The sequence below is a fragment of the Allostella sp. genome (assembly GCF_041913585.1).
GTDB lineage: Bacteria > Pseudomonadota > Alphaproteobacteria > ATCC43930 > Allostellaceae > Allostella.
Genome location: NZ_JAYSFE010000034.1, coordinates 15,839 through 38,661 on the forward strand (window position 1 = coordinate 15,839; position 22,823 = coordinate 38,661).

The following is a 22,823-nucleotide window of genomic DNA, read 5'->3' on the forward strand; positions in this document are numbered from 1 at the left end:
GCGACGGGTTCAGTCGCCCTTGGTGAAGGTGATCGACAGGCCGGCGGCGCGCCGGTCGGGGTCCCGCACCGCGGTGGTGAAGGTCGCGCTCTCGCCGGGCAGCAGGCGCGCCGCCGCCGCAGGGAAGGTCCAGGACGAGAGCGCGCGCTCGCCCGCGTCCTTCAGCACCGCCCGCAGGCGGGGAATGGTCCGCTCCTCGCTGGAGCCGTTGTAGACCTCGCCGCGGACCAGGAGTTCCTGCTCGCCGCCGGCGATCCGGCGGTCGGTGACGATGCCGCGGATCTCGAGGCCCGCGCCCAGCGGCTCGACCCGGACGCCGACCATGGCGTAGAGCTTCGCCGCCGGCGGCCAGGCGTCGACGATGCTGTCGCGGGCGAAGTGGGCGACGACGACGATCCCGACCAGCAGCGCCAGCAGGATCGTCCAGGGCAGGTAGTTGGGCAGCGGCGCCGGCGACGGCGGCACCGGGATGTCGAGCCGCTCGGGCGCCTGCCCGGCGTCCGGCGGCGCCAGCAGGTCGATCCGGCGCGGCGAATCGGCCGGCGGGACCTGATGCCAGGAATGGCCGCAATGGGCGCAGCGGACGACGCGCCCCTCGCTGCCGAGGCTGACGGGATCGATCAGGTAGCGGGTGTCGCAGGCCGGACAGGTGAGGATCATCGAGGCGGCGGTGGGCCCCCGGTTGTCGGCGGAACCTAGCCGGTCGACGGCGGGGTCGCAAGCGACGCGCTGCACTGCGGCATCGGCGTCGAAGGCCATCGGCGAGGGGCTTGGCAAGGGCGGTCCCGCGCCCCAGACTCCGGCCATGCGCCGGCTCTCCATCCTCCGGCCGATGCTGGCCGCCGCCTTGGCGCTGGCCAGCCCGCCGGCCGCCGCCGACCAGGGCGATCCCGCCCTCGCCCCGCTCTTTGCCCGCCTGCCGTCGGCCGATCCCGGAGCCGCCGCCCGGCTGGAGGCCGAGATCTGGCAGCGCTGGTCGATCACCGGCGTCGAGGAGGCGATCATCCCATTCCGCCTCGGTGTCGCCGCCTTCGCCAGCGGCCGGCTCAAGGAGGCGCTGGTCCGGTTCACCGACGTGACCGACAAGGCGCCGGACTTCGCCGAGGGCTGGAACAAGCGGGCGACCGTGCTCTTCCATCTCGGCCGGTACGCCGAATCGGCCGCCGCGGTCGCCCGCACGCTGGCGCTGGAGCCGCGGCATTTCGGCGCCTGGGCCGGGCTCGGGCTGATCCGCAACGCCGAGGGCCGGCCAGCGGAGGCGCTGGCCGCCTTCGAGCGCGGCCTCGCCCTCAACCCGCACATGCCGGGGATCGTCGAGGCGGTGCGCGACCTGCGGCGGACGGTCCGCGGCCGCGCCATCTGAACCACCGCCCTACGGGTGGACGCGGCCGCGGCCCGCATGCCAAGGTGCGCCCCCTCCGGGACCCTGAAGGCAAGGCGGACGGCGGCGACGTGATCCGGTTCGAGAACGTTGGGATGCGCTACGGGACGGGGCCGGAGATCCTGCGGGACCTCACCTTCACGGTCGAGCCCGGCGCCTTCTGGTTCCTCACCGGCGCCAGCGGCGCCGGCAAGTCCTCGCTGCTGCGCCTGATGTACTTGGCGCATGCGCCGTCGCGCGGGCTCATCAACCTGTTCGGCCGCGACATCGCGACGACGCCGCGCGAGGAACTGCCTGGCCTGCGCCGCCAGATCGGCGTCGTCTTCCAGGATTTCCGCCTCATCCCCAACCTGACGGCGCTGCAGAACGCGGCCCTGCCGCTGCGCATCGCCGGCCGGCCCGAGGCCGAGACCCGCCGCCATGCGGAGGAACTGCTGCGCTGGGTCGGGCTGGGGCCCTTCGTCGACCACTATCCGCCGGCGCTGTCGGGCGGCCAGCAGCAGCGCGTCGCCGTCGCCCGGGCGGTCATCGCCCAGCCCAAGCTGCTCCTCGCCGACGAGCCGACCGGCAATCTCGACGAGGAGATCGGCAGCCGCCTGATGCATCTCTTCGTCGAGATGAACAAGCTCGGCACCAGCATCGTCATCGCCACCCACAACGAGGCCCTGGTCCGCCGCCACGGCGGCCGCGTGCTCCATCTGGTCGACGGCGAACTGGCGGAAGTGCGCGGAGGTGGCAAATGATCGGCGGCGGCCTGCTCGCGCCCGATGCGGCCAGCCGCACCATCCCGTGGATGGTGGCGGTGATGGCCTTCGTCGCCGCGCTGGCGCTGGCGCTGGCGCTGGCGGTCGAGGCGGCCGCCGCCCGCTTCGGCGCCGGTCTCGCCGGCAACGTCACGATCGAGATCCCGCATGCCGAATCGGATGCGGCGACGGCGGCCCGCGCCCAGGCGGTGGTGACGGCGCTGGCGGCGGTGCCGGGCGTCCTCTCGGCCGCCGCCGTCCCTCGCGAAACGACCGCGCGCCTCGTCGAACCGTGGCTCGGCGCCGACCTGGCCGGCCTCGGCCAAGCCGGGTCGGCCCTGCCCTTACCGACCCTGGTCGATGTCCGCGTCGACCCCTCGGACCCGCCGCGCGAGGGCACGCTGGCGGCGGTCGTCGGCGCCGTCGCGCCCGACATCCGGGTCGACGACCATCATCTCTGGGTCGACCAGATCCTCGGCTGGGTGACGGCGGTGCGGCTGGCGGCCGGCACGGTCCTCCTCGGCGCCGTGCTCGGCATCGGCCTGACGGTCGCCCTCGCCACCCGCGCGGCCCTGGCGATCCACCGCGAGGTGATCGAGATCCTGCACGTCATCGGCGCCCACGACAGCTACATCGCCCGCCAGTTCCAGCGCCAGGCACTGTGGATGGGGCTGCAGGGCGGAGCGGCCGGGGCGGCGCTGGCGGCGGTGCTGATGATGCTGATCGGCACCGCCGGGATGATCGTCCGCACCGGCCTGCTGCCGGCCCTCGAGTTCGGCACCCGCGAGTGGCTGGCGGTCGGGCTGCTGCCGGTGGCGGCGGCCGCCATCGCCGTCGTCGTCGCCCGCAAGGTGGTGCTGCGGGCGCTCGCCCGGACCATGTGACGGCGGCCATGCGCCTCGCCCTCCTCGACCGCGACGGCGTCCTCAACGTCGACCTCGCCCATTCGGTGCGCCATCCGGGGGAACTGGAGATGATCCCGGGCGCCGCCGCCGCGGTCGCGCGCCTCAACGGCGCCGGGATCCCGGTCGCCGTCGTCTCCAACCAGTCGGTCGTCGGGCGCGGCATCGTCAGCCCCGAGATGCTGGAGCGCATCAACGATCGCGTCCGGACCGCGCTCGCCCGCGAGGGCGGGCGCATCGACGCCTGGTTCGTCTGCCCCGACCCGCCGGACCGCCCGACCGAGCGGCGCAAGCCGCGGCCGGGGATGCTGCGCGAGGCGCTGGCGCGCTTCCGCACCGCGCCCGCGGACGCGGTGATGGTGGGCGACGCGCTGACCGACCTCGAGGCCGCCGCCGCCGCCGGCTGCCGGCGCGTCCTGGTGCGCACCGGCAAGGGTGCGGCGACGCAGGCCCGGGGCCTGCCGGCGCACCTGCTGCCGGTCGCCGTCCACGACGATCTGGCGGCGGCCGTCGCGGCGCTTCTCGGCCGGCCATGATCGCCGGGCTGGCCCGCCTCGCCCGCCGGTTGCTGTGGGCGGGGCTCGCGGTCGCGCTCGCGCTCGTCGCCGGCTTCGTCTGGTTCGCCGAGAGCATCCCGTGGAGCACGCCCGCGGACGACACCCCGACCGACGCCATCGTCGTGCTCACCGGCGGCCCCGACCGCATCCCCGAGGGCGCGGCGCTGCTCGTCCGCGGGCTGGCGCAGAAGCTGTTCGTGTCGGGGGTCCATCCCGACGTCGACCTGCCGGTCATGCTGCGCAATGCCGGGGTCGGCGAGACCGGCCGCGCCGACCGCATCGTCCTCGGCCATGCCGCCGCCGACACCCGCGGCAACGCCGTCGAGACCGCCCGCTGGATGGCCCAGGAGGGCTTCCGTTCGCTGCGGCTCGTCACCGCCAACTACCATCTCTGGCGGGCCGAGCGCGAACTGCGGCGGACCATGCCGGAGGTCCGCTTCGTGCTGCACCCGGTCGTGCCGACGCAGATGCGCCGCGACTGGTGGGCGGCGCGCGGCACGGCGATGCTGCTGGCATCGGAATATGCGAAGTATCTGTGGAGCTTCGTCCGCCCCCGGAGCAGCCATTGACGATCGTCCGGTCCGCCGCCTTCAACGCCGCCTTCTTCCTGTGGACCATCGCGCTGGCGCTGCTGACCTGGCCCGCCATCTTCCTGCCGCGCGCCGCCACCGTCGCCGTCTACCGCTTCTGGGCGGCCGGCGTGGCGCGGCTCGCAGCGGCGATCGTCGGCATCCGCAGCCGCTGGATCGGCCTCGACCGCGCCCCGCCGGGTCCGGTCATCTATGCCGCCAAGCACCAGTCCGCCTGGGACACGATCATGATGCCGGGGCACCTCGACGCGCCGGCGGTGGTGCTGAAGCAGGAACTGCTGCGCATCCCGATCTATGGCGGCTTCGTGCGCCGCTGGGGCGCCATTCCGGTCGACCGCAAGGCGGGCGCCCGGGCGCTGCGCGGCATGGTCGCCGACGCCCGCGCGCTGGCCGCGGCCGGCCGCTCGATCCTGATCTATCCCCAGGGCACGCGCGTGGCGCCGTCGGCCGAGGGCGCGGCCGCGCCCTATCAGCCGGGGGTGGCCGCGCTCTACGCCCAGTTGGGCCTGCCGGTGGTGCCGGTCGCGCTCGATTCCGGCCTGTGCTGGGGCCGGCGCGCCTTCTTCAAGCGGCCGGGCACGATCACCGTCGAGCTCCTGCCGGCAATTCCGCCCGGCCTCGACCGCCGCGAGTTCCTGCAGCGCCTGGAGCGCGAGACCGAAGCGGCCACCGCCCGGCTCCTGCGCGACGCCGGTGGACAAGGGACGCCGGAATCCCGGGGATAGCGGGGATCGTCCGAGCTTTCCCAGTCGCATCAGCGGCTTGTGGCAGCAGAAGACGGTCCGAAACAGAACGTGAACACCCGCTTGACCCTCCCCCGCCCGCTGCCTAGATTCCGCCGGACCGGAAGCGGCCGGCAGCCCCGTCGGTGAGCAGGCAGGAGGCGCATCCATGGCCAGCGTAGCGGCGATCTCCCAGCAGATCTGGGACATGAAGTACCGGCTGAAGGGGCCGGACGGGGCGCCGCTCGACCGCACCATCGAGGACACCTGGCGCCGCGTCGCCCGCGCCGTGGCCGCCGTCGAGGCCGAGCCCGGCCGTTGGGAGGACCGCTACTACGCGGCGCTGGAGGGCTTCCGCTTCCTGCCGGCGGGCCGGATCGTCGCCGGTGCCGGCAGCGGGCGCGCCGTCACCCTCTTCAACTGCTTCGTCATGGGCACCGTGCCCGACGACATGGGCGGCATCTTCCAGCACCTGCGCGAGGCCGCCCTGACGATGCAGCAGGGCGGCGGCATCGGCTACGACTTCTCGACGCTGCGGCCGCGCGGCGCGCCGGTGAAGGGCGTCGGCGCCGACGCCTCCGGCCCGCTCTCCTTCATGGACGTCTGGGACGCCATGTGCCGCACCATCATGAGCGCCGGCCATCGCCGCGGCGCGATGATGGCCACCCTCGCCTGCGACCATCCCGACATCGAGGCCTTCATCGCCGCCAAGCGCGAGCCGGGGCGGCTGCGCATGTTCAACCTGTCGGTGCTGGTCACCGACGCCTTCATGACTGCGGTGCGCGAGGACCAGCCCTGGGAACTGCGCTTCAACGGCGTCACCTGGAAGGTGCTGCCGGCGCGCGAGCTGTGGGACGCGATCATGCGCGCGACCTACGCCTATGCCGAGCCGGGCGTGATCTTCATCGACCGCATCAACCAGCGCAACAACCTGCACTATTGCGAGACGATCCGGGCGACCAACCCGTGCGGCGAGCAGCCGCTGCCGCCCTACGGGGCCTGCCTGCTCGGCTCGATCAACCTCGCGGCGCTGGTCCTCGATCCGTTCACGGAGACGGCGCGGCTCGACCTCGACCGGCTGGCCGAACTGGTGCCGACGGCGGTCCGGATCATGGACGCCGTCATCGACGTCTCGCGCTTTCCCCTCCCCGAGCAGGAGGCCGAGGCCAGGGCCAAGCGCCGCATCGGGCTCGGCGTCACCGGCCTCGCCGACGCGCTGATCCTGTGCCGGACACGCTACGGCAGCCACGACGCGGTGGCGCTGACGGAAAGCTGGATGCGGGCGATCCAGCGCCACGCCTACCTCGCCTCGACGGAGCTGGCGCGCGAGAAGGGCGCGTTCCCGCTCTTCGACCGCGACGCCTACCTCGCCGGCGAAACCGTCTCGGAACTGGACGCCGACGTGCGCGAGGCGATCGCGCGGCACGGCATCCGCAATGCGCTGCTGACCTCGGTCGCGCCAACGGGGACCATCTCGATCTTCGCCGACAACGTCTCCTCCGGGCTCGAGCCGGTCTTCAGCTTCAAGTATTCGCGCCAGGTGCTGATGCCCGACGGCAGCCGCCGCGAGGAGGAGGTCAGCGACCATGCCTACCGCCTCTTCCGCCGCCTGGAGGGCGAGAACAAACCGCTGCCGGACTATTTCGTCGATGCCCAGACGCTGACGCCGGCCGACCACCTAGTCATGCAGGCGGCCGTCCAGCGCTATGTCGACAGCTCGATCTCCAAGACCATCAACGTCCCGGTCGACATCCCCTTCGACGCCTTCAAGGACGTCTATCTCCGCGCCTACGACCTCGGCTGCAAGGGCTGCACGACCTACCGCCCGAACGAGGTCACGGGCTCCGTCCTCAGCGTCCCGGCGACCGGCGGCAAGGAGAAGCCCGAGGCCCGCCAGCAGGAACTGCCCCTGGCGCCGCCGCCCGCGCGCCCGGCCGACCTCTTCGAGGCCGGCGGCGTCGTCTACATGACCCGGCCGCTCGACCGGCCCGAGGCGCTGCCCGGCAAGACCTACAAGATCCGCTGGCCCGAGACCGACCACGCCATCTACATCACCCTCAACGACATCGTGCAGGACGGCCGGCGCCGGCCGTTCGAGGTCTTCATCAACTCCAAGAGCACCGAGCACTATGCCTGGACGGTGGCCCTGACCCGGATGATCAGCGCCGTCTTCCGCCGCGGCGGCGACGTGTCGTTCGTCGTCGAGGAGCTGAAGGCCGTCTTCGACCCGCGTGGCGGCACCTGGATGGACGGCCGCTACGTGCCCTCGCTGCTCGCCGCCATCGGCGAGGTGATCGAGCGGCACATGATCGACATCGGCTTCATCGCCAGCCCCGAGGGACGGATGGTCGAAGTGCCGCGGCAGGTGGTGGGACTGCCCGCCGACGGGCCGGCCGCGGCGCCGCCGCTGCGCCAGTGCCCGAAATGCGGCACCGCCGGCCTGGTGCGCCAGGAGGGCTGCGACAGCTGCATCAACTGCGGCTATTCCAAGTGCGCGTGACGCCCGGCGGTCGCTGACCCCGCCGCCGCCGTGCTATGGAGGCGGATGGCCGGGGGGACGCGATCGGGGTCGGGCGGATGCGCGGGGTACTGAAGTCCGTCGGGCCGCTGCTGCTCGGCATCGGCATGGTGCTGCTGGCGTCGAGCCTGTTCAATTCGTTCCTGTCGCTGCGCATGGGCATCGAGCGGTTCCCGCCGCAGCTCATCGGCTTCGTCGTCTCGGCCTATTTCGCGGGCTTCCTCTTCGGCTCGCTGTGGGCGGGCGCGGTGGTCGCCCGGGTCGGCCATATCCGCGCCTTCGCCGCCTTCGCGGCGATCCTGACCGGCTCGTTCCTCTTCCTCGCGCTCTTCGTCAGCGCCTGGGCCTGGATGGCGATCCGCGTCCTTTCCGGCTTCGCCATCGCCGGCATCTTCGTGGTCACCGAGAGCTGGCTCAACGACCGCGCCGACAGCGGCAACCGCGGCCGCATCCTGTCCTTCTACATGATCGTCAACCAGATGGCCTCGGGCCTCGGGCAGCAGCTCCTGCAGGCGGGCGACCCCGCCGGGCCCGACCTCTTCCTCGTCGCCGGCGCCCTGCTCTCGGTCGCCCTGGTGCCGGTCGCGCTGTCGCCGTCGGCCGGCCCGCCGCCGCCCTCGCGCACCGCCCTCAACCTCATCGCGCTCTACCGGATCTCGCCGCTCGGCGTCGTCGGCTGCTTCGCCGTCGGCCTGTCCAACGCCGCCTTCTACAGCCTGGCGCCCTTGTTCGGGCAATCGCTCGGCCTGTCGGTCGCCGCCATCGCCCAGTTCATGACGGTCACGATCTTCGCCGGGATGCTGATGCAGTGGCCGGTCGGCCGGCTGTCGGACCGGCGGGACCGCCGCCACGTCATCGTCGGGGTGACCTCGGGCGTCGTCCTGGCCGCCGCGGCGATCGCCGTCGTCGGCTCCTGGTCGCTGCCGCTCCTGCTCGGCCTCGTCGCGGTCTATGGCGGCCTGTCGCTCACCATCTATCCGCTGATGGTGGCGCACGCCAACGACTTCACCGGGCCCGGCCAGCGGGTCGCGGCCAGCGCCGGGCTGCTGCTCGCCTACGGGATCGGCGCGGTGATCGGGCCGATCCTGGCGGCCAACATCATGGGATGGTTCGGGCCGCAGGCGCTCTTCGCCTATGTCTCGGTGATCTCGGCCGGCCTCGCCGGCTTCACCCTCTACCGCATCGGGCGGCGCGCACCGGTCCCGGTCGACGCGCGCAAGGCCTTCGTACCGGTGGCGGAAACGACTGCGGCGCCGCGGCCCGGACCCGGCCACGACGCCGCTGACGCCGACAGTGAAGACACGATCCCGGACGAACGCGCGGAGGCCCCCCGCTCTCCCACCTCCGGCGCGGACGGGACCGCCTAGGCAGCCACCGCGTGCCCGTTCGCGAGGACCCGGGCGAGGTGGCTCAGCGCCTCCTTCTGCTTCTGGTCCTCGATCTGCGCGAAGTTGCGCGCGAGTTCCAGGCTCATCCGGTCGCGCCCGCCGGCGCTGCGGCCGCCTTCCTCGTCGATGCCGTCGAAGAAGTAGCTGACCGGAACCCCCAGCACCTGGGAGATCTCGAAGAGCCGGCCGGCCGACACGCGGTTGATCCCGCGCTCGTACTTGTGCGCCTGCTGGTAGGTCACGCCGATCATGTCGGCGAGTTGCTGTTGCGTCAGGCCGAGCACGATCCGCCGTTCGCGGATCATCGCCCCGACATGGCGGTCGACGATCCGGGCACGGTTGCTGGATCGCTTGGTTCCGATCTCGGACATGGGAGGCCGGGGGCTTCCGTCATCCATCTTCACGCTCCTTCCGTGGTCCTCGCCGACCGCGCCGCACGGGAATAGGAGGGCCGGCCGGCGACTGGTGCCGATGAACGCGCCGCGTTCATCGCCCGGGCACGATCCCAGGATTGCGACAAGACGTTCGGCCGTGCGGGAAGGAGGGTCAACCGCAAGACGCACAGATCCGACGAGGTTCTTCCGCCGATTGGCTTATGAATCGCACCGTTATGGAGCGAACGCCGGCCGTGGACACCCGCCACGCCCGGCATTCCGCGGCATACGGACGCGGACCGGCCGCGGCCGCGACCGGTCCGGAACGGGAGCGGACCGGGGACTATCCCGCCAGGCAGCCGGCGGTCCGGGCGCGCTGCCGCACGAGCCCGAGCACGACATCGAGGGTGGGCGTGGCGACCCCGACGAGTCGCGCCATCTCCTGGACCGCCGTCACCAGCGGATCGATCTCCATCGGCCGGCCGCGCTCCAGGTCCTGCAGCATGCTCGTCTTGTGCGCGCCGACGTCCTGCGCCCACTGGATGCGGGTGTCGACATCGACGGCGAGTTTCGCGCCCAGCGCCTCGGCGACCGTCTGGACCTCGACCATCAGCGCCCGGACGATCGGCCGCGTCGCGGGATCGGTCGCGATCTCCTCCAGCGTGCCGTGGGTCAGCGCGCTGATCGGATTGAAGCCGGCATTGCCCCACAGCTTCAGCCAGATGTCGTCGCGGATGCGGGGACGGACGGGGGCCTTCAGGCCGGCCGCGCCCATCGCCCGGCTCAGTTCCTGGACGCGCGCCGTGCGGCTGCCGTCGATCTCGCCGAGCTGGAAGCGGTTGCCCTCGACATGGCGGACGACCCCCGGCTCGACCACCTCGCAGGCGGGATAGACGACGCAGCCGATGACGCGCTCGGGCCGGATCGCGGCCGCGATCCGCCCGTCGGGGTCGACGGCGCGGATGCGGTGCCCCTCCCACGGGCCGGGCAGGCGCTCGAAGTACCACCAGGGCACGCCGTTCATGGCGGTGACGACCGAGGTCTCGGGCCCGAAGAGCGGCGTCAGCTGGTCCGCCACCGCCGGCAGCGAATGGGCCTTGAGGGTGACGACGACGCTGTCCTGCACCCCGGCTTCGGCCGGGTCGGAGGTCGCGGCGACGCGGGCGACCTTGCGCTCGTCGCCGATCAGCAGGGTCAGCCCGCGCTCGCGGATCGCCGCCAGATGGGGACCGCGCGCGATCACCGTGACGTCCTCGCCCGCCAGCGCCAGCTCGGCGGCGAGATAGCCGCCGATGGCGCCGGCCCCGAAGATGCAGATCCTCATGCCGTCAGCCCGAGGCGCTGGGCGAGGCCGATGCGCTGCAGCTTGCCGGTGGCCCCCTTCGGGATCTCGTCGAGGAAGAGGACCCGCCGCGGCACCTTGAAGTCCGCCAGCCGCTGCGACACGAAGGCGCGCAGTTCGGCCTCGGTGGCGGTCTGCCCGGCGGCCAGGACGACGACCGCCGCCACCTCCTCGCCCAGCTTGTCGTGGGGCATCGAGAAGGTCAGCGCCTGATCGACCGCGGGATGGTCCATCAGCACCTCGTCGACCTCGCGCGGGCTGATCTTCTCGCCGCCGCGGTTGATGAGCTCCTTCAGCCGGCCGGTGATCGTCAGGTAGCCGTCGGCGTCGATGACGCCCTGGTCGCCGGTGCGGAACCAGCCGTCGGTGAAGGCCTTGGCATTGGCGTCCGGGTTGGCGGCATAGCCGGACGTGACATTGTCGCCGCGGATCACGACCTCGCCCGTCTCGCCCGGCGGCAGCAGCGCGGCGCCGGCCTCCGCCATGATCGCCACCTCGGGCCCGGCCGCGACGCCGACCGTGCCCGGCTTGCGCGGCCGGGGCGGCAGCGGGTTCGAGGCCATCTGGTGGGCGGCCTCGGTCATGCCGTAGCTCTCGATCACGGGCACCGAGAAGGTCTCCTCGAGCGCCCGCATCACCTGCGGCGGCAGCGAGGCCGAGGACGAGCGGATGAGCCGGAGCGGCGCCGCCGCGATGGCCTCGCGGTTGCGGTCGGCGCGCGCCAGGATCGCCTGGTGCATGGTCGGCACCGCCGTGTACCAGGTCGGCCTCGCCTCGGAGAGCTGCGCGAAGAAGCGCAGCGCGTTGAAGCCCGGGGCGCAGAAGACCGAGCCGCCGGCGCCGAGCGAGCTCAGGACCGCGGCGATCAGGCCGTGGATGTGGAAGAGCGGCATGATGTTGAGGCAGCGGTCGGCCGCCGTCAGGCCCAATGCCACCCGGATGTTGCGGGCGGAGGCGCAGACGTTGCGGTGGCGGAGCGGCACCATCTTCGGCCGCGAGGTCGTGCCCGAGGTGTGCAGCACCAGCGCCACGTCGTCGCTGTCGGCCGGGCCGTGCGCCCCGCCCCCGGGCATGGCGGCCCCCTCCAGGACGAAGGCGCCGGCCGGGCCCGACGGGTCCGCCACCAGTTCGACGATCGGCACGCCGCGCGCCTGCGCCACCGCGATCGCCGGCGACTGGCTGCCGCGCTCGACCACCAGCGCACGCGCCGCGAGGTCGCCGAGGTAGAAGTCGAACTCGTCCGCCCGGTAGGCGGGATTGAGCGGGGCCGTGGTCGCGCCGCAGGCGATGGCGACGAAGGCGGTCGCCATCTCCGGCCCGTTCGGCAGGACGATCGCGACCGGGTCGTTGCGGCCGATGCCGAGCCGGTTGAGGCGGGCGACCGTGTCGGCGGCGAGGCGGCGCAGCTCGGCATGGGTGAGCGCGGGCCGGTCGGGCGCGGCGATCGCGGGCGCGTCGTCGCGCCCGGCGGCGAGCAGGTCGGTGATGTTGGTGGCGGCGCTCATCGGCGTCTCGTGTCCCCTTGGCGATTTCCCCCGGCCGGCCGAGCCTATCAGCCCCCTCCGGCCGAGGCCAACGCCGGAACGGGGTTGGCAATGGCGGCCGATCCGGCGCACGATCCCCGGCCAACGATCGGGTTTCGATGCGCTCCAGCTTCCTGCCGCCGGCCAGCCGCGGCGATATCCGCCGCGGCATCCTCTACATGGTCGGCGCGGTCTTCGTCTTTTCCATCCTCAACGCCGCGATCAAGTGGCAGGTCGAGCGCTATCCGGTCGGCGAGGTGGTCTTCATCCGCTGCCTGTTTGCGCTCATCCCGAGTTTCGTGCTCGTCGCCGTCTCGGGCGGGCTGCGGGTGCTGCGCACCCGCCGGCTCGGCTGGCACGTCTCGCGGGCGATGCTGCAGTTCGTCTCGATGAGCTGCAACTTCCTCGCCTTCAGCATGATGCCGCTGGCCGACGCGGTGGCGATCGGCTTCGCCTCGCCGATCTTCCTCACCGCCCTCTCGGTGCCGCTGCTCGGCGAGAAGGTCGGGATCTACCGCTGGGGCGCCGTCGCGTTCGGCTTCCTGGGCGTCCTCATCATGGTGCGACCGACCGGCGACGTCCTCAATTCGGGCGCGCTCTTCGCGCTGGCGAACGCCTTGTTCGGCGCCCTGCTCTCGATCGGCATCCGCCGGCTGAGCGCCACCGAGGCGAGCGCCACGCTCGTCTTCTACCAGGCGGTGACGACGTTCCTGATCTCGGCCGCCTCCCTGCCCTTCTTTGCCTGGGTGCCGCCGACCTGGACCGACTTCCTGGCGATCGGGGCGATCGGCGTCTGCTCGGGGATCGCCCAGTTCTGGTGGGCGCAGGCATTCCGCTTCACGCCGGCGGCGATCCTGGCCCCCTTCAGCTATCTGTCGATGATCTGGGCGGTGCTCATGGGCTACTTCGTCTGGGGCGACGTCCCGACCCTGCCGCTGATCGCCGGAGCCGCGATCGTCGCCATGTCCGGGCTCTTCATCGCCCACCGCGAGACGCGCCGCCGCGGTGCGGCGACCCAGCCCGCCAAGCCGGCGAGCTGAGCCCTCGCCCGGAACCGCGCCCGCGGCTGCCGGCCGCGCTCAGCCGGACGACTTGTCCTTGGACGACTTGTCCTTGTCGGACGCCTTGTCGTCGCGGTGGGTCAGCGCCTCGAGCTGCTTCTGCAGCGCATCGAGGCGGGATTCGAGGTCGCGCATCGACTCGCTGGCCGGCGCCGCGCCGGGCGGAGCCGCGGCCGGAGCGGGCGGGCGCGTCGCCTCGGGCGGGCGCCCGTCCTCGGGCCGGCCGCTGAACGGCGCCCACATCTGCATCGCGCGCTCGAACATGGCGAGGTTCTGCTTGCCCATCTCCTCCAGCCGGCCGAACGGGAAGAGATTGCCGAAGGCGCCCTGCATGTAGTCCCGGAACTGGTCCTGGTTGCGGGCGAAGGTCTGCATGCTGGCGTCCAGGTAGCGCGGCACCAGCCACTGCAGGTTGTTCCCGTAGAAGCCGATGAGCTGGCGCAGGAAGCCGATCGGCAGCAGGTTGTGGCCGCTCTTCTGCTCTTCCTCGACGATGATCTGGGTCAGCACCTGGCGGGTGATGTCCTCGCCGGTCTTGGCGTCGAAGACCACGAAATCCTGGCCGTCCTTGACCATCTGGCAAAGGTGGTCGAGCGTGACGTAGCTCGACGTCGCCGTGTTGTAGAGCCGGCGGTTGGCGTATTTCTTGATCGTGATGGCTGAGGTCGCCGACCCCGAATCCTCGGTCATGTACGCACTCCGGACGGTGGACGGTCCACAACCCGTGCATAACATGGATTTCGCTGCCGCGAACAGCCGCTCTGCTGCGGGCGCGAACGTCCCGGGCGCAGTCCTGCGGGCGCGGGTGGCGGCGACGAGTCCCGGTCGATATAGTCCGGCCGATGGCCGACCCGCCCGACACCGACGCGCTCGCACGGCGGTTCATGACCCTGTGGCAGGAGCAGATGCTGGCCGTCGCCGCCGATCCCGCCGTCGCCGAGGCCACGGCGCGCTGGCTCTCGCTGTTCGCGCCACCGGGGTTCGCCGGGCCGCCCGCCGCCCCCGTCGCCGCGGCCGGCCGGCATGACCCCGCCGCCCCGCCTGGGCCCCCGGCCGCTGCCGGCGCACCTCCTGCTGGCGGCCACGATCTGGAACAGCTCGCGCGCCGCATGGCCGCTCTTGAGGAACGCATCGCCGGACTCGAATCCGCTGTTCGCGGGGCCGCTCGCCGACCTCGCCGGGCAGCTCCGCGCCGTCGATCCTGACGCCTTCGGCAGCGCCCTCGACCGCGAGATCCGCGCCCGTGCCGACCGGTTCCTGACCGGCCTCGAGCGCTATCGCCACCATCCCTACCGCCGCTCGCTCGCCGACATGCCGGCGGTCTGGCAGGAGGGATCGACGGCGCTGCGCCGCTATGGCCGGGCCGGCCTGCCGGGACCGCCGCTGCTCGTCGTGCCGTCGCTCGTCAACCGCGCCTACATTCTCGACCTCGCCGCCGACACCAGCCTGCTGCGCTTCCTCGCCCAGCGCGGCATGCCGGCCTATCTCGTCGACTGGGGTGCCCCCGGACCCGAGGAGCGCGGCTTCGACCTGACCGCCTATGTCGCCGGCCGGCTGGAGGCGGCGCTCGACGCGGTGCTGGCGATCGAGCGCCGGCCGCCGGCACTCCTCGGCTACTGCATGGGCGGCGACCTGGCGCTGGCGCTGGCGACCCGCCGCCCGCGCGACCTGACGCGGCTGGCGCTGCTCGCCACGCCCTGGGACTTCCACGCCGAGCGCGCCCCGCAGGCGCGCGCGATCGGCGCCTGGTGGCGGGCCGCCGATCCGTGGGTGCGGCGGTGGGGCGACCTGCCGGTCGACCTCCTGCAGATGCTGTTCCTCTCCCTCGACCCGGCGCTCGGGCTGCGCAAGTTCTCGTCGTTTGCCGACCTCGACCCGGCCGGCGAGCGGGCGCAGGCCTTTGTCGCCCTCGAGGACTGGCTGAACGACGGGGTGCCGCTGGCGGCCCCGGTCGCCGCCGAGTGCCTCGGCGACTGGTACGGCGCCAACGCCACCGCGGCCGGCGCCTGGCGGATCGCCGGCCGCCCGGTCCGCCCCGAGACCCTGTCGCTGCCGGCCCTGGTGATCGCGCCGCAGCACGACCGCATCGTGCCGCACGCCTCCGCGGCGGCGCTGGCGCGGGCCGTTCCGGGCGCGCGGCTGCTGTCCCCGGCCCTCGGCCATATCGGCATGATCGTCGGCGGCGGTGCCCCGGCCGCGGTCTGGGACCCGCTGGCGCACTGGCTGGACTCGTCGTCGGGCGACCCCTAGAGTGCACTGCACCATCCCCACCCTGGAGCCCACTCCATGACCGACGTGGTGATCGCCGCCGCGGCCCGCACACCGATCGGCGCATTCAACGGCACCCTCTCCGGCGTTTCCGCCCACTATCTGGGCCAGGTCGCCATCCAGGCCGCGCTCGAGCGCGCCAAGGTCGCCCCCACCGAGGTCGACGAAGTGGTGATGGGCCAGATCCTGACCGCGGCGGCGGGCCAGAACCCGGCCCGGCAGGCCGCCGTCGCCGCCGGCATTCCGGTCGAGCGCACCGCCTACGGCATCAACCAGCTCTGCGGCTCCGGGCTGCGGGCGGTCGCGCTCGGCTACCAGGCGATCAAGCTCGGCGATGCCGGGATCGTCGTCTGCGGCGGCCAGGAGAGCATGAGCCAGGCCCCGCACGCCGCCCACCTGCGGAGCGGCGTGAAGATGGGTCCGGCCGAGTTCGTCGACACCATGATCAAGGACGGGCTCTGGGACGCCTTCAACGGCTACCACATGGGCAACACGGCCGAGAACGTGGCCCAGAAGTGGCAGATCACCCGCGAGCAGCAGGATGCCTTCGCCGCTGCGTCGCAGCAGAAGGCCGAGGCCGCCCAGAAGTCCGGTCGCTTCGCCGACGAGATCGTCCCGGTCACCATCAAGGGCCGCAAGGGCGACACGGTGGTCGACACCGACGAATACCCCCGGCACGGCACCACGACCGAGACGCTGGCCAAGCTGCGCCCGTCCTTCGACAAGAACGGCACCGTCACCGCCGGCAACGCGTCCGGCATCAACGACGGCGCGGCGGTCGCGGTGCTGATGTCGGCCGACGCGGCGGCGCGGCGCGGCATCCGGCCGCTGGCGCGGATCGTCTCCTGGGCGACCGCCGGCGTCGACCCCGCGATCATGGGCACCGGCCCCATCCCCGCCAGCCGGGCGGCGCTCGCCAAGGCCGGGTGGAGCAAGGACGACCTCGACCTCGTCGAGGCGAACGAGGCCTTCGCCGCCCAGGCCTGCGCGGTCAACATGGAGCTCGGCTGGGACCCGGCCCGGGTCAACGTCAACGGCGGCGCGATCGCGCTCGGCCACCCGATCGGCGCCTCGGGCGCCCGGGTGCTGACGACGCTGCTCTACGAGATGCAGCGCCGGAACGCCCGCAAGGGGCTGGCGACGCTGTGCATCGGCGGCGGTATGGGCGTCGCCATGTGTGTCGCCCGCGACTGACGGACGCCGCCTCGCGGATGCCGGCGGGCCGCCCCTCGGGGCGGCCCGTCGCATTTCCGACAGACGGCCGCGCTATTGGAGCGGGTGCGAGCCGGCGAGGCGCATGCGACGACTGGCAGCGGACGGCCCGTCCGTGGTCTGATGCGTGCAAGTCGACGCCGCTCACGAGCGTCGCATTTCGGGAGGATGGACATGGCAGGACGGGTAGCGGTGGTCACCGGCGGCACGCGCGGCATCGGCCGGGCAATCTCGGAAGCGCTGCGGGACGCGGGATATCGGGTCGCCGCCAACTATGGCGGCAACGAGGAGGTCGCCAAGGCGTTCACCGCCGAGACCGGTATCGCCGCCTACCGCTTCGATGTCGCCGACTTCGAGGCCTGCCGCGCCGGCCTCGCGCAGATCGCGGCCGAACTCGGACCGGTCGAGGTGCTGGTCAACAATGCCGGCATCACCCGCGATACCACCATCCACCGCATGACGTTCGAGCAGTGGAACGCGGTCATCCAGACCAACCTCACCTCCTGCTTCAACATGAGCCGGCTGGTGATCGACGGGATGCGCGAGCGGAACTTCGGGCGGATCGTCAATATCGGCTCGATCAACGGCCAGGCGGGCCAGTACGGCCAGGTGAACTACGCCGCCGCCAAGTCGGGCATCCACGGCTTCACCAAGGCGCTGGCCCAGGAAGGCGCCGCCAAGGGCATCACCGTCAACGCCATCGCGCCCGGCTACATCGACACCGAGATGGTGCGCGCCGTGCCGCCCAACGTGCTGGAGAAGATCGTCGCGCGGATCCCGGTCGGCCGCCTCGGCCATGCCTCGGAGATCGCCCGCGGCGTGCTCTTCCTGGTCGGCGACGATGCCGGGTTCATCACCGGGTCGACGCTGTCGATCAACGGCGGCCAGCACATGTACTGAGCCGGGCGGGCATCGGGACCGGTCCATGATCGTGCTGTCGGCCGGCCGGGCCACGGCGCTCGGCGGCGGCGCCGTGCTGCTGTGGGCGACGCTCGCCCTGCTGACCACGGCGGCCGGCCCGGTGCCCCCCTTCCTGATGGTGGCATTGACGTTCGGCATCGCCTTCGTCGCCGCCCTCGCCCTGTGGCTGGTGCGCGGCGGCGGCATCGCCGGCCGCCTCGCCTGGCCGCTCCCGGTCTGGGGCCTCGGGGTCGGTGGCCTCTTCGGGTTCCACCTGCTCTACTTCGTCGCCCTCGCCAACGCCCCGCCGCTCGAGGCGAACCTCGTCAACTACCTGTGGCCCTTGCTGATCGTTCTCTTCTCGGCCCTGCTGCCGGGCGAGCGGCTGCGCTGGTGGCATGTCGCGGGGGCGCTCCTCGGCCTCGCCGGCGCCGGCCTGCTGGTGACCGACGGCGGCCGCGTCGCCTTCCGCGCCGAACATGCACCGGGCTATGCCGCCGCCCTCGGCTCGGCCGTCGTCTGGGCCGCCTATTCGGTCGCCAGCCGCCGCTTCGGCAAGGTGCCGAGCGATGCCGTCGGCGCCTTCTGCGGCGCAACCGCGCTGCTGGCCCTCCTCTGCCATCTCGCCTGGGAGCCGTGGCGGCCGCCCGAGGGCGCGGCGTGGTTCGCGGTGGTGGCGCTGGGCCTCGGGCCCATGGGTCTCGCCTTCTTCGTCTGGGACATCGGCGTCAAGCACGGCGACATCAAGCTTCTGGGGGCCCTCGCCTACCTGGCGCCGCTGCTTTCGACCCTGCTGCTCGTCGCCTTCGGCCGGGCCGAGGCGTCCTGGACCATCGCGGCCGCCTGCCTCCTCATCACCGGCGGCGCCGCCCTCGCCGCCCGCGAGCGGCTGGGACGGCGTCCGCCGGGTGCCAGGCCGACGAGGGCCGCGCCCTCGACCCGGTAGCGCCGAGCGTCGATCGGCCCGGACATGGATGTCACGCAGGAAGAGCGCTTCGGTCAGGCCGGCCGCCGGGAAGCCCCCATGGACCATGGCGAAGCCAACGGGCCGGCCGCCGCGCCCAGGCGCGCGACCGACGCTCCCGGAAGAAAGAGTGTCGTTCCGCCGGACTTGGTATCAACCCGGCTCCCACCCGGGCGGCGCCAGCTCGAACCCGGCGAACTCGAAGGCGGGAGCCACCGTGCAGCCGACGAGCGTCCAGGCGCCGATCGTCTCGGCCGCCTGCCACGCCCCGGCCGGCACCAGCACCTGCGGGCGCTGGCCGGCGGCGAAGCCGTTGCCGAGCAGGGCGTGCCGCCGGCCGCCGTCCCCGGCGATCTCGAGCCGGAGGGCGGCACCGGCGTACCAGTGCCACATCTCGTCGGCGTCGACGCGGTGCCAGTGCGACCGTTCACCGGCGCGCAGCAGGAAGTAGATCGCCGTCATCGCCCCCCGCCCGCCGTCGGTGGCGGCATGGCGGTAGGTCTCGGCGAAGCGGCCGCCCTCGGGATGCGCGACGAGGCCGAGGGCGGCCGCGATCGCCTCCGCCTCGTCCATCGCGCCGCCGCTCATGCCGGGTCCTTGGGCTGCGTCGCGGCCATCGACGGCCGGGCGGCGAACTTCTCGTACCAGGCGGCGAGCGTCGGCCGGCCGCGGCGCCAGTCGTCGGCGGCGAAGCGGAAATCGAGATAGCCCAGCGCGCAGCCGATCGCGATCGTGCCGATCGTCACCTGATCGCCGAGCCGCGACGCCTCCGCCTCCAGCGCGTCCAGCGCCTGCGTCACCTTGCGCTTCTGCCCGGCGCTCCAGTCGGCCCACTGGCGGTCGGCGGGGCGGCTCATCTCGTAGCGGATGAGGAGCGCGGCATCGAGGATGCCGTCGGCCAGCGCCTGCTGCCGCAGCGCCGTCCAGCGCAGCGGCCCGGGGGTAGGGAACGCGCGGGCACCGTCGTGCAGCGAGTCGAGATACTCGCAGATCACCGGCGAGTCGTAGAGGTGCTGGCCGTCGTCCGTGGTCAGGCTCGGCACCTTGGCGAGCGGATTCTCGGCCGCGATCTCGGGGTTGGCCTTGGTCGGCGCGGCCGCCGTCGGCACCCGCTCGATGCGGGCGTCGAGCCCGGTCTCGAGGGCGAGGACGACGACCTTGCGGACATAGGGGGACGTCGCCGAATAGCGGAGCTTCATCGGATCACCTCGGGGAAGGATGGTCGTGGGGTCAGAAGGAATCCTTGCGCCGCCGCACCTCGGCGAAGACGGCGACGGGATCGTCGGGCGGCAGGCCCACCGCCAGGGCGAGCGCGCGCTCGTCGGCGCGCAGGAACGGGTTGGTCGCCCGTTCCAGCGCGATGGTCGACGGCACCGTCGGCTCGCCGCGTGCGCGCAACGCATCGACCTCCGCGGCGCGTCGGACCAGCGCCGGGTTGCCGCCGTCGACCGTCAGCGCGAAGCGGGCGTTGGACTGGGTGTATTCGTGGGCGCAGAAGACCCGCGTGTCGCCGGGCAGCGCCCGCAGCTTGCCGAGCGACCGCCACATCTGGTCGGGCGTGCCCTCGAAGAGCCGGCCGCAGCCCAGGGCGAAGAGCGTGTCGCCGCAGAAGAGGGCCCGGTCGGCCGCGAACCAGAAGGCGATGTGGCCGCGCGTATGGCCCGGCACGTCGAACACCTCCGCCTCGGCCGCCCCGAGCCGGCAGCGGTCGCCGTCGGCCACCGCGACGTCGATGCCGGGGATGCGCGCGCGGTCGGCGGCCGGGCCGACGATGGTGCAGCCGTGCGCCGCCTTCAGGGCGAGGTTGGCGCCGGTGTGGTCGCCATGGTGATGGGTGTTGAGGATATGGGTGAGCCGCCAGCCCCGATCCCGCAGCGCCGCCTCGACCGGCTCGGCCACGGCCGGATCGACGACGGCCGTCACGTCGGCCGACGGCTCGTGGGCGAGCCAGACATAGTTGTCCTTCAGCACCGGGATGCGGTGGATGTCCAGCATGGAGCCCCCGGGGGTGGTCGGCGACGGGCGGCCATACTATGCGCTCGCCCGGACCGTCGCCAACCCCGGGATGCCCGGCCGCCGGCCCTGCGCGGAAGCGCCCGGGAATGCCGGCTCGGCCGGCGCCGTTGTCGCGGCGTGACCTCCCTCCTCCCCATCGTCCTCCTGACGGTCGCCGCGGCGCTCGGCCCGGCCGCCGCGGCCGAGCCCACCCGGGGCGCCGCCGGCGAACGCGGCCAGATCTCCGGCCGCATCGAGCTCTTCCCCGACGGCCGCGTCGTCCGCGCGCCGGGACGCGCCGCGGCGTCGGCGCCGCGGCCGGCCGACGGCAGCGGCCATGTCGCGGCGCCGCCCGTCGCCCCGCTGCCGGCCGGTTTCACCGAGCCGCGCTTTCCCGGGGCCCGGCGCTGACGTACATCTGAGGATGATGCACGCCGACGTCGTCGACCTCCGCGACTTCTATCGCAGCCCGCTGGGCCAGGTGGCGCGCCGCATGGTCAACCGTCGGATGCGCCAGATCTGGCCGTCCGTCGCCGGGCTCAACGTGCTCGGTCTCGGCTACGCGACGCCGTTCCTCGGCCGGATGGCCGAGGAGGCCGAGCGCGTCGTCGCCTGCATGCCGGCCAGCCAGGGCGTTCTCTTCTGGCCGCCCGAGGGACCCAACCGGGCGACCATCGGCGAGGAGAGCGAACTGCCCTTTCCGGCCCAGTTCTTCGACCGGATCGTCATCGTCCACGCGCTCGAAGGCAGCGAGCAGGTGCGCCCGATGCTGCGCGAGGCGTGGCGGGTGCTGGCCGGCGGCGGCCGCCTGCTGATCGTCGTGCCGAACCGCCGCGGACTGTGGGCGCGCCGCGACATGACGCCGTTCGGCACCGGCCACCCCTATTCGGCGGGGCAGCTCTCGCGCCTGCTTCGCGACTGCCTCTTCACCCCGGTCCAGACCGCCCATGCGCTGTTTGTTCCGCCCTTCCGCTGGCGGATGCTGCAGCGCGGCGCGCTCGCCTGGGAGCGGGCCGGGGAACGCTGGTTCACCCGCTTCGCCGGCCTCGTCATGATCGAGGCGACGAAGCAGATCTATGCGGCGACGCCGGTGCGGACGGCCGCCCGGCGGCGCGAGCGGCTGGTCGCCGTGCCGGCACCGATGCGGCCCGCCGGCGCCGGCCGCAAGGGCGTCTAGCGCCGGCGCAGGACGAACATCGCCTGGGCGGCCAGGAGGTTGGCGCGGCGGCCGGTCGCCGAATAGGGCTGCACCCGGCCGGTCTCGTCGAGCGCCAGGCCGCGCTCGATCTCGACGCCGATGTCCCGGCACAGGGTCAGGAAGTCCAGGATCGTGCAGAAATGGATGTTGGGCGTGTCGTACCACTGGTACGCAAGGTGACGGGTGACCGGCATCCGCCCCGCGGTCAGGAGGTGCCAGCGTACCCGCCAGTGGCCGAAATTGGGGAAGCTGACGATCGCCCGGCGGCCGATGCGCACGAGATCGGTCAGGACCCCCTTGGGATCGCGCGTCGCCTGCAGCGTCTGGCTCAGGATGACGAAGTCGAAGACGTCGGAGGGGTAGCCGCCGAGGTCGGTGTCGGCATCGCCCTGGATGACCGACAGGCCGTTGCTGACGCAGACGTTGACCCCGGCCTGGCTGAGCTCGATGCCGCGGCCGTCGACCCCCTTCGCGCGCACTAGCTGGGCCAGGAGCGCGCCGTCCTCACAGCCGACGTCGAGGACGCGGGCGCCCTCCGGGATCATGTCGGCGATGATCTGGAGGTCGACGCGCAGGTCGGCCGCGCCGTTCTGCCGCGGCGAACCGGTCACCGGGCCCGCCCCCAATGGTCGGCACAGCCGGCGAGGAAGCCCGACAGCGTCGCATGGAACTCCGGCTCGTCGAGCAGGAACGCGTCGTGGCCCTTGTCGCTGTCGACCTCGACGAAGCTGACGTTGGCAGCGGCCGCGTTCAGCGCATGGACGACGTCGCGGCTCTCGGCGGTCGGGAACAGCCAGTCGCTGGTGAAGGAGAAGAGGCAGAAGCGCGTGGCGGAGCCGCGGAAGGCGTTGGCGAGCACGCCGCCATGCTCGGCGGCGAGGTCGAAATAGTCCATCGCCCGGGTGATGTAGAGGTAGGAGTTGGCGTCGAAGCGCTCGACGAAGGTCGAGCCCTGGTGGCGCAGGTAGCTCTCGACCTGGAAGTCGGCATCGAAGCCGTAGCTGAGGCCGGTACGGTCCTGCAGCGCGCGGCCGAACTTGCGGTGCAGCGCCGATTCGGAGAGGTAGGTGATGTGGGCGGCCATGCGGGCGACGGCGAGCCCGGCGCCGGGCCGCCGTCCCTGCTGCAGATAGTCGCCGCCGCACCAGTCGGGGTCGGCCATGATCGCCTGGCGGCCGACCTCGT

The 22,823-nt window shown here is 72.8% G+C and carries 24 protein-coding genes and 1 pseudogene; 15 read left to right on the plus strand and 10 right to left on the minus strand.

Features of this window, described 5'->3' with window-relative positions:
- Positions 1-9: 9 nt before the first annotated feature.
- Positions 10-759: a DUF3426 domain-containing protein gene (locus tag ACE3Q3_RS08940; RefSeq protein ID WP_374444705.1), complete on the minus strand. Its 750-nt coding sequence runs from the start codon at positions 757-759 to the stop codon at positions 10-12.
- A gap of 46 nt (positions 760-805) precedes the next feature.
- On the opposite strand from ACE3Q3_RS08940, the gene ACE3Q3_RS08945 reads away from it, so the two are divergent.
- From ACE3Q3_RS08945 to ACE3Q3_RS08980, 8 genes are all read left to right on the plus strand, one after another.
- Complete coding sequence (locus ACE3Q3_RS08945) at positions 806-1,363, plus strand: tetratricopeptide repeat protein (protein WP_374444707.1); 558 nt, start codon at positions 806-808, stop codon at positions 1,361-1,363.
- A gap of 113 nt (positions 1,364-1,476) precedes the next feature.
- Positions 1,477-2,124 carry a cell division ATP-binding protein FtsE gene (locus ACE3Q3_RS08950; RefSeq protein WP_374444710.1) on the plus strand — a complete coding sequence of 216 codons (648 nt, stop codon included), beginning with the start codon at positions 1,477-1,479 and terminating at the stop codon, positions 2,122-2,124.
- Positions 2,121-3,008 (plus strand): cell division protein FtsX, encoded by an 888-nt coding sequence (locus ACE3Q3_RS08955; RefSeq protein WP_374444713.1) that lies wholly within the window; start codon positions 2,121-2,123, stop codon positions 3,006-3,008. The genes ACE3Q3_RS08950 and ACE3Q3_RS08955 overlap by 4 nt, the downstream gene beginning before the upstream one ends.
- A gap of 8 nt (positions 3,009-3,016) precedes the next feature.
- Positions 3,017-3,562 (plus strand): D-glycero-alpha-D-manno-heptose-1,7-bisphosphate 7-phosphatase, encoded by a 546-nt coding sequence (locus ACE3Q3_RS08960; protein WP_374444715.1) that lies wholly within the window; start codon positions 3,017-3,019, stop codon positions 3,560-3,562.
- The gene (locus tag ACE3Q3_RS08965; protein ID WP_374444717.1) at positions 3,559-4,152 is read left to right on the plus strand and encodes a YdcF family protein; all 594 of its coding nucleotides are present in this window, start codon (positions 3,559-3,561) and stop codon (positions 4,150-4,152) included. The genes ACE3Q3_RS08960 and ACE3Q3_RS08965 overlap by 4 nt, the downstream gene beginning before the upstream one ends.
- Positions 4,149-4,898 (plus strand): lysophospholipid acyltransferase family protein, encoded by a 750-nt coding sequence (locus tag ACE3Q3_RS08970; RefSeq protein ID WP_374444719.1) that lies wholly within the window; start codon positions 4,149-4,151, stop codon positions 4,896-4,898. The genes ACE3Q3_RS08965 and ACE3Q3_RS08970 overlap by 4 nt, the downstream gene beginning before the upstream one ends.
- 166 nt (positions 4,899-5,064) lie before the next feature.
- The gene (locus ACE3Q3_RS08975) at positions 5,065-7,395 is read left to right on the plus strand and encodes an adenosylcobalamin-dependent ribonucleoside-diphosphate reductase (protein WP_374444722.1); all 2,331 of its coding nucleotides are present in this window, start codon (positions 5,065-5,067) and stop codon (positions 7,393-7,395) included.
- Between the two features lie 77 nt (positions 7,396-7,472).
- On the plus strand, positions 7,473-8,780 hold the full coding sequence (locus tag ACE3Q3_RS08980) for an MFS transporter (protein WP_374444725.1): 1,308 nt from the start codon (positions 7,473-7,475) through the stop codon (positions 8,778-8,780).
- Here ACE3Q3_RS08980 and ACE3Q3_RS08985 read toward each other — a convergent pair.
- From ACE3Q3_RS08985 to ACE3Q3_RS08995, 3 genes are all read right to left on the minus strand, one after another.
- Positions 8,777-9,172 (minus strand): helix-turn-helix domain-containing protein, encoded by a 396-nt coding sequence (locus tag ACE3Q3_RS08985; protein ID WP_374444727.1) that lies wholly within the window; start codon positions 9,170-9,172, stop codon positions 8,777-8,779. The two genes, ACE3Q3_RS08980 and ACE3Q3_RS08985, sit on opposite strands and share 4 nt — an antisense overlap.
- Before the next feature lie 346 nt (positions 9,173-9,518).
- Positions 9,519-10,499 (minus strand): 2-dehydropantoate 2-reductase, encoded by a 981-nt coding sequence (locus ACE3Q3_RS08990; RefSeq protein WP_374444730.1) that lies wholly within the window; start codon positions 10,497-10,499, stop codon positions 9,519-9,521.
- Positions 10,496-12,022 (minus strand): acyl--CoA ligase, encoded by a 1,527-nt coding sequence (locus ACE3Q3_RS08995; protein ID WP_374444732.1) that lies wholly within the window; start codon positions 12,020-12,022, stop codon positions 10,496-10,498. Before ACE3Q3_RS08995 ends, ACE3Q3_RS08990 begins: the two co-directional genes overlap by 4 nt.
- Positions 12,023-12,159: 137 nt before the next feature.
- On the opposite strand from ACE3Q3_RS08995, the gene ACE3Q3_RS09000 reads away from it, so the two are divergent.
- Positions 12,160-13,080 (plus strand): DMT family transporter, encoded by a 921-nt coding sequence (locus ACE3Q3_RS09000; protein WP_374444735.1) that lies wholly within the window; start codon positions 12,160-12,162, stop codon positions 13,078-13,080.
- A gap of 39 nt (positions 13,081-13,119) precedes the next feature.
- Here ACE3Q3_RS09000 and phaR read toward each other — a convergent pair whose 3' ends face one another.
- Positions 13,120-13,791: a polyhydroxyalkanoate synthesis repressor PhaR gene (phaR, locus tag ACE3Q3_RS09005; protein WP_374444738.1), complete on the minus strand. Its 672-nt coding sequence runs from the start codon at positions 13,789-13,791 to the stop codon at positions 13,120-13,122.
- A 333-nt stretch (positions 13,792-14,124) separates the two neighbouring features.
- Here phaR and ACE3Q3_RS09010 point away from each other — a divergent pair, with 333 nt between their 5' ends.
- The 4 genes from ACE3Q3_RS09010 (at position 14,125) to ACE3Q3_RS09025 (ending at position 18,427) form a co-directional block, all read left to right on the plus strand.
- The gene (locus tag ACE3Q3_RS09010; protein ID WP_374444740.1) at positions 14,125-15,351 is read left to right on the plus strand and encodes an alpha/beta fold hydrolase; all 1,227 of its coding nucleotides are present in this window, start codon (positions 14,125-14,127) and stop codon (positions 15,349-15,351) included.
- A gap of 36 nt (positions 15,352-15,387) precedes the next feature.
- Positions 15,388-16,563 carry an acetyl-CoA C-acetyltransferase gene (locus tag ACE3Q3_RS09015; protein ID WP_374444742.1) on the plus strand — a complete coding sequence of 392 codons (1,176 nt, stop codon included), beginning with the start codon at positions 15,388-15,390 and terminating at the stop codon, positions 16,561-16,563.
- A 192-nt stretch (positions 16,564-16,755) separates the two neighbouring features.
- The gene (gene phbB, locus ACE3Q3_RS09020; RefSeq protein ID WP_374444744.1) at positions 16,756-17,481 is read left to right on the plus strand and encodes an acetoacetyl-CoA reductase; all 726 of its coding nucleotides are present in this window, start codon (positions 16,756-16,758) and stop codon (positions 17,479-17,481) included.
- A gap of 25 nt (positions 17,482-17,506) precedes the next feature.
- Positions 17,507-18,427: a DMT family transporter gene (locus ACE3Q3_RS09025; RefSeq protein WP_374444746.1), complete on the plus strand. Its 921-nt coding sequence runs from the start codon at positions 17,507-17,509 to the stop codon at positions 18,425-18,427.
- Positions 18,428-18,598: 171 nt separating this feature from the next.
- On the opposite strand, the gene ACE3Q3_RS09030 is transcribed toward ACE3Q3_RS09025, so the two are convergent.
- The 3 genes from ACE3Q3_RS09030 to gloB are packed head-to-tail and all read right to left on the minus strand — an operon-like array spanning position 18,599 to position 20,440.
- Complete coding sequence (locus ACE3Q3_RS09030) at positions 18,599-19,033, minus strand: cupin domain-containing protein (RefSeq protein WP_374444748.1); 435 nt, start codon at positions 19,031-19,033, stop codon at positions 18,599-18,601.
- Entirely contained in the window at positions 19,030-19,644 is a 615-nt protein-coding gene (locus ACE3Q3_RS09035) for a glutathione S-transferase N-terminal domain-containing protein (protein ID WP_374444752.1), read from the minus strand. The genes ACE3Q3_RS09030 and ACE3Q3_RS09035 overlap by 4 nt, the downstream gene beginning before the upstream one ends.
- Positions 19,645-19,675: 31 nt before the next feature.
- Positions 19,676-20,440 (minus strand): hydroxyacylglutathione hydrolase, encoded by a 765-nt coding sequence (gene gloB / locus ACE3Q3_RS09040; RefSeq protein WP_374444753.1) that lies wholly within the window; start codon positions 20,438-20,440, stop codon positions 19,676-19,678.
- A 138-nt stretch (positions 20,441-20,578) separates the two neighbouring features.
- On the opposite strand from gloB, the gene ACE3Q3_RS09045 reads away from it, so the two are divergent.
- Entirely contained in the window at positions 20,579-20,851 is a 273-nt protein-coding gene (locus tag ACE3Q3_RS09045) for a hypothetical protein (RefSeq protein ID WP_374444755.1), read from the plus strand.
- 13 nt (positions 20,852-20,864) lie between these two features.
- Positions 20,865-21,617 (plus strand): methyltransferase domain-containing protein, encoded by a 753-nt coding sequence (locus tag ACE3Q3_RS09050; RefSeq protein ID WP_374444757.1) that lies wholly within the window; start codon positions 20,865-20,867, stop codon positions 21,615-21,617.
- Here ACE3Q3_RS09050 and metW read toward each other — a convergent pair.
- Together metW and metX are read right to left on the minus strand one after the other, a co-directional pair.
- Positions 21,614-22,249 carry a methionine biosynthesis protein MetW gene (gene metW / locus ACE3Q3_RS09055; protein ID WP_374444759.1) on the minus strand — a complete coding sequence of 212 codons (636 nt, stop codon included), beginning with the start codon at positions 22,247-22,249 and terminating at the stop codon, positions 21,614-21,616. The two genes, ACE3Q3_RS09050 and metW, sit on opposite strands and share 4 nt — an antisense overlap.
- Positions 22,246-22,823: pseudogene (gene metX, locus ACE3Q3_RS09060) on the minus strand (homoserine O-acetyltransferase); the annotation flags it as partial. The gene metW and the pseudogene metX, both read right to left, overlap by 4 nt.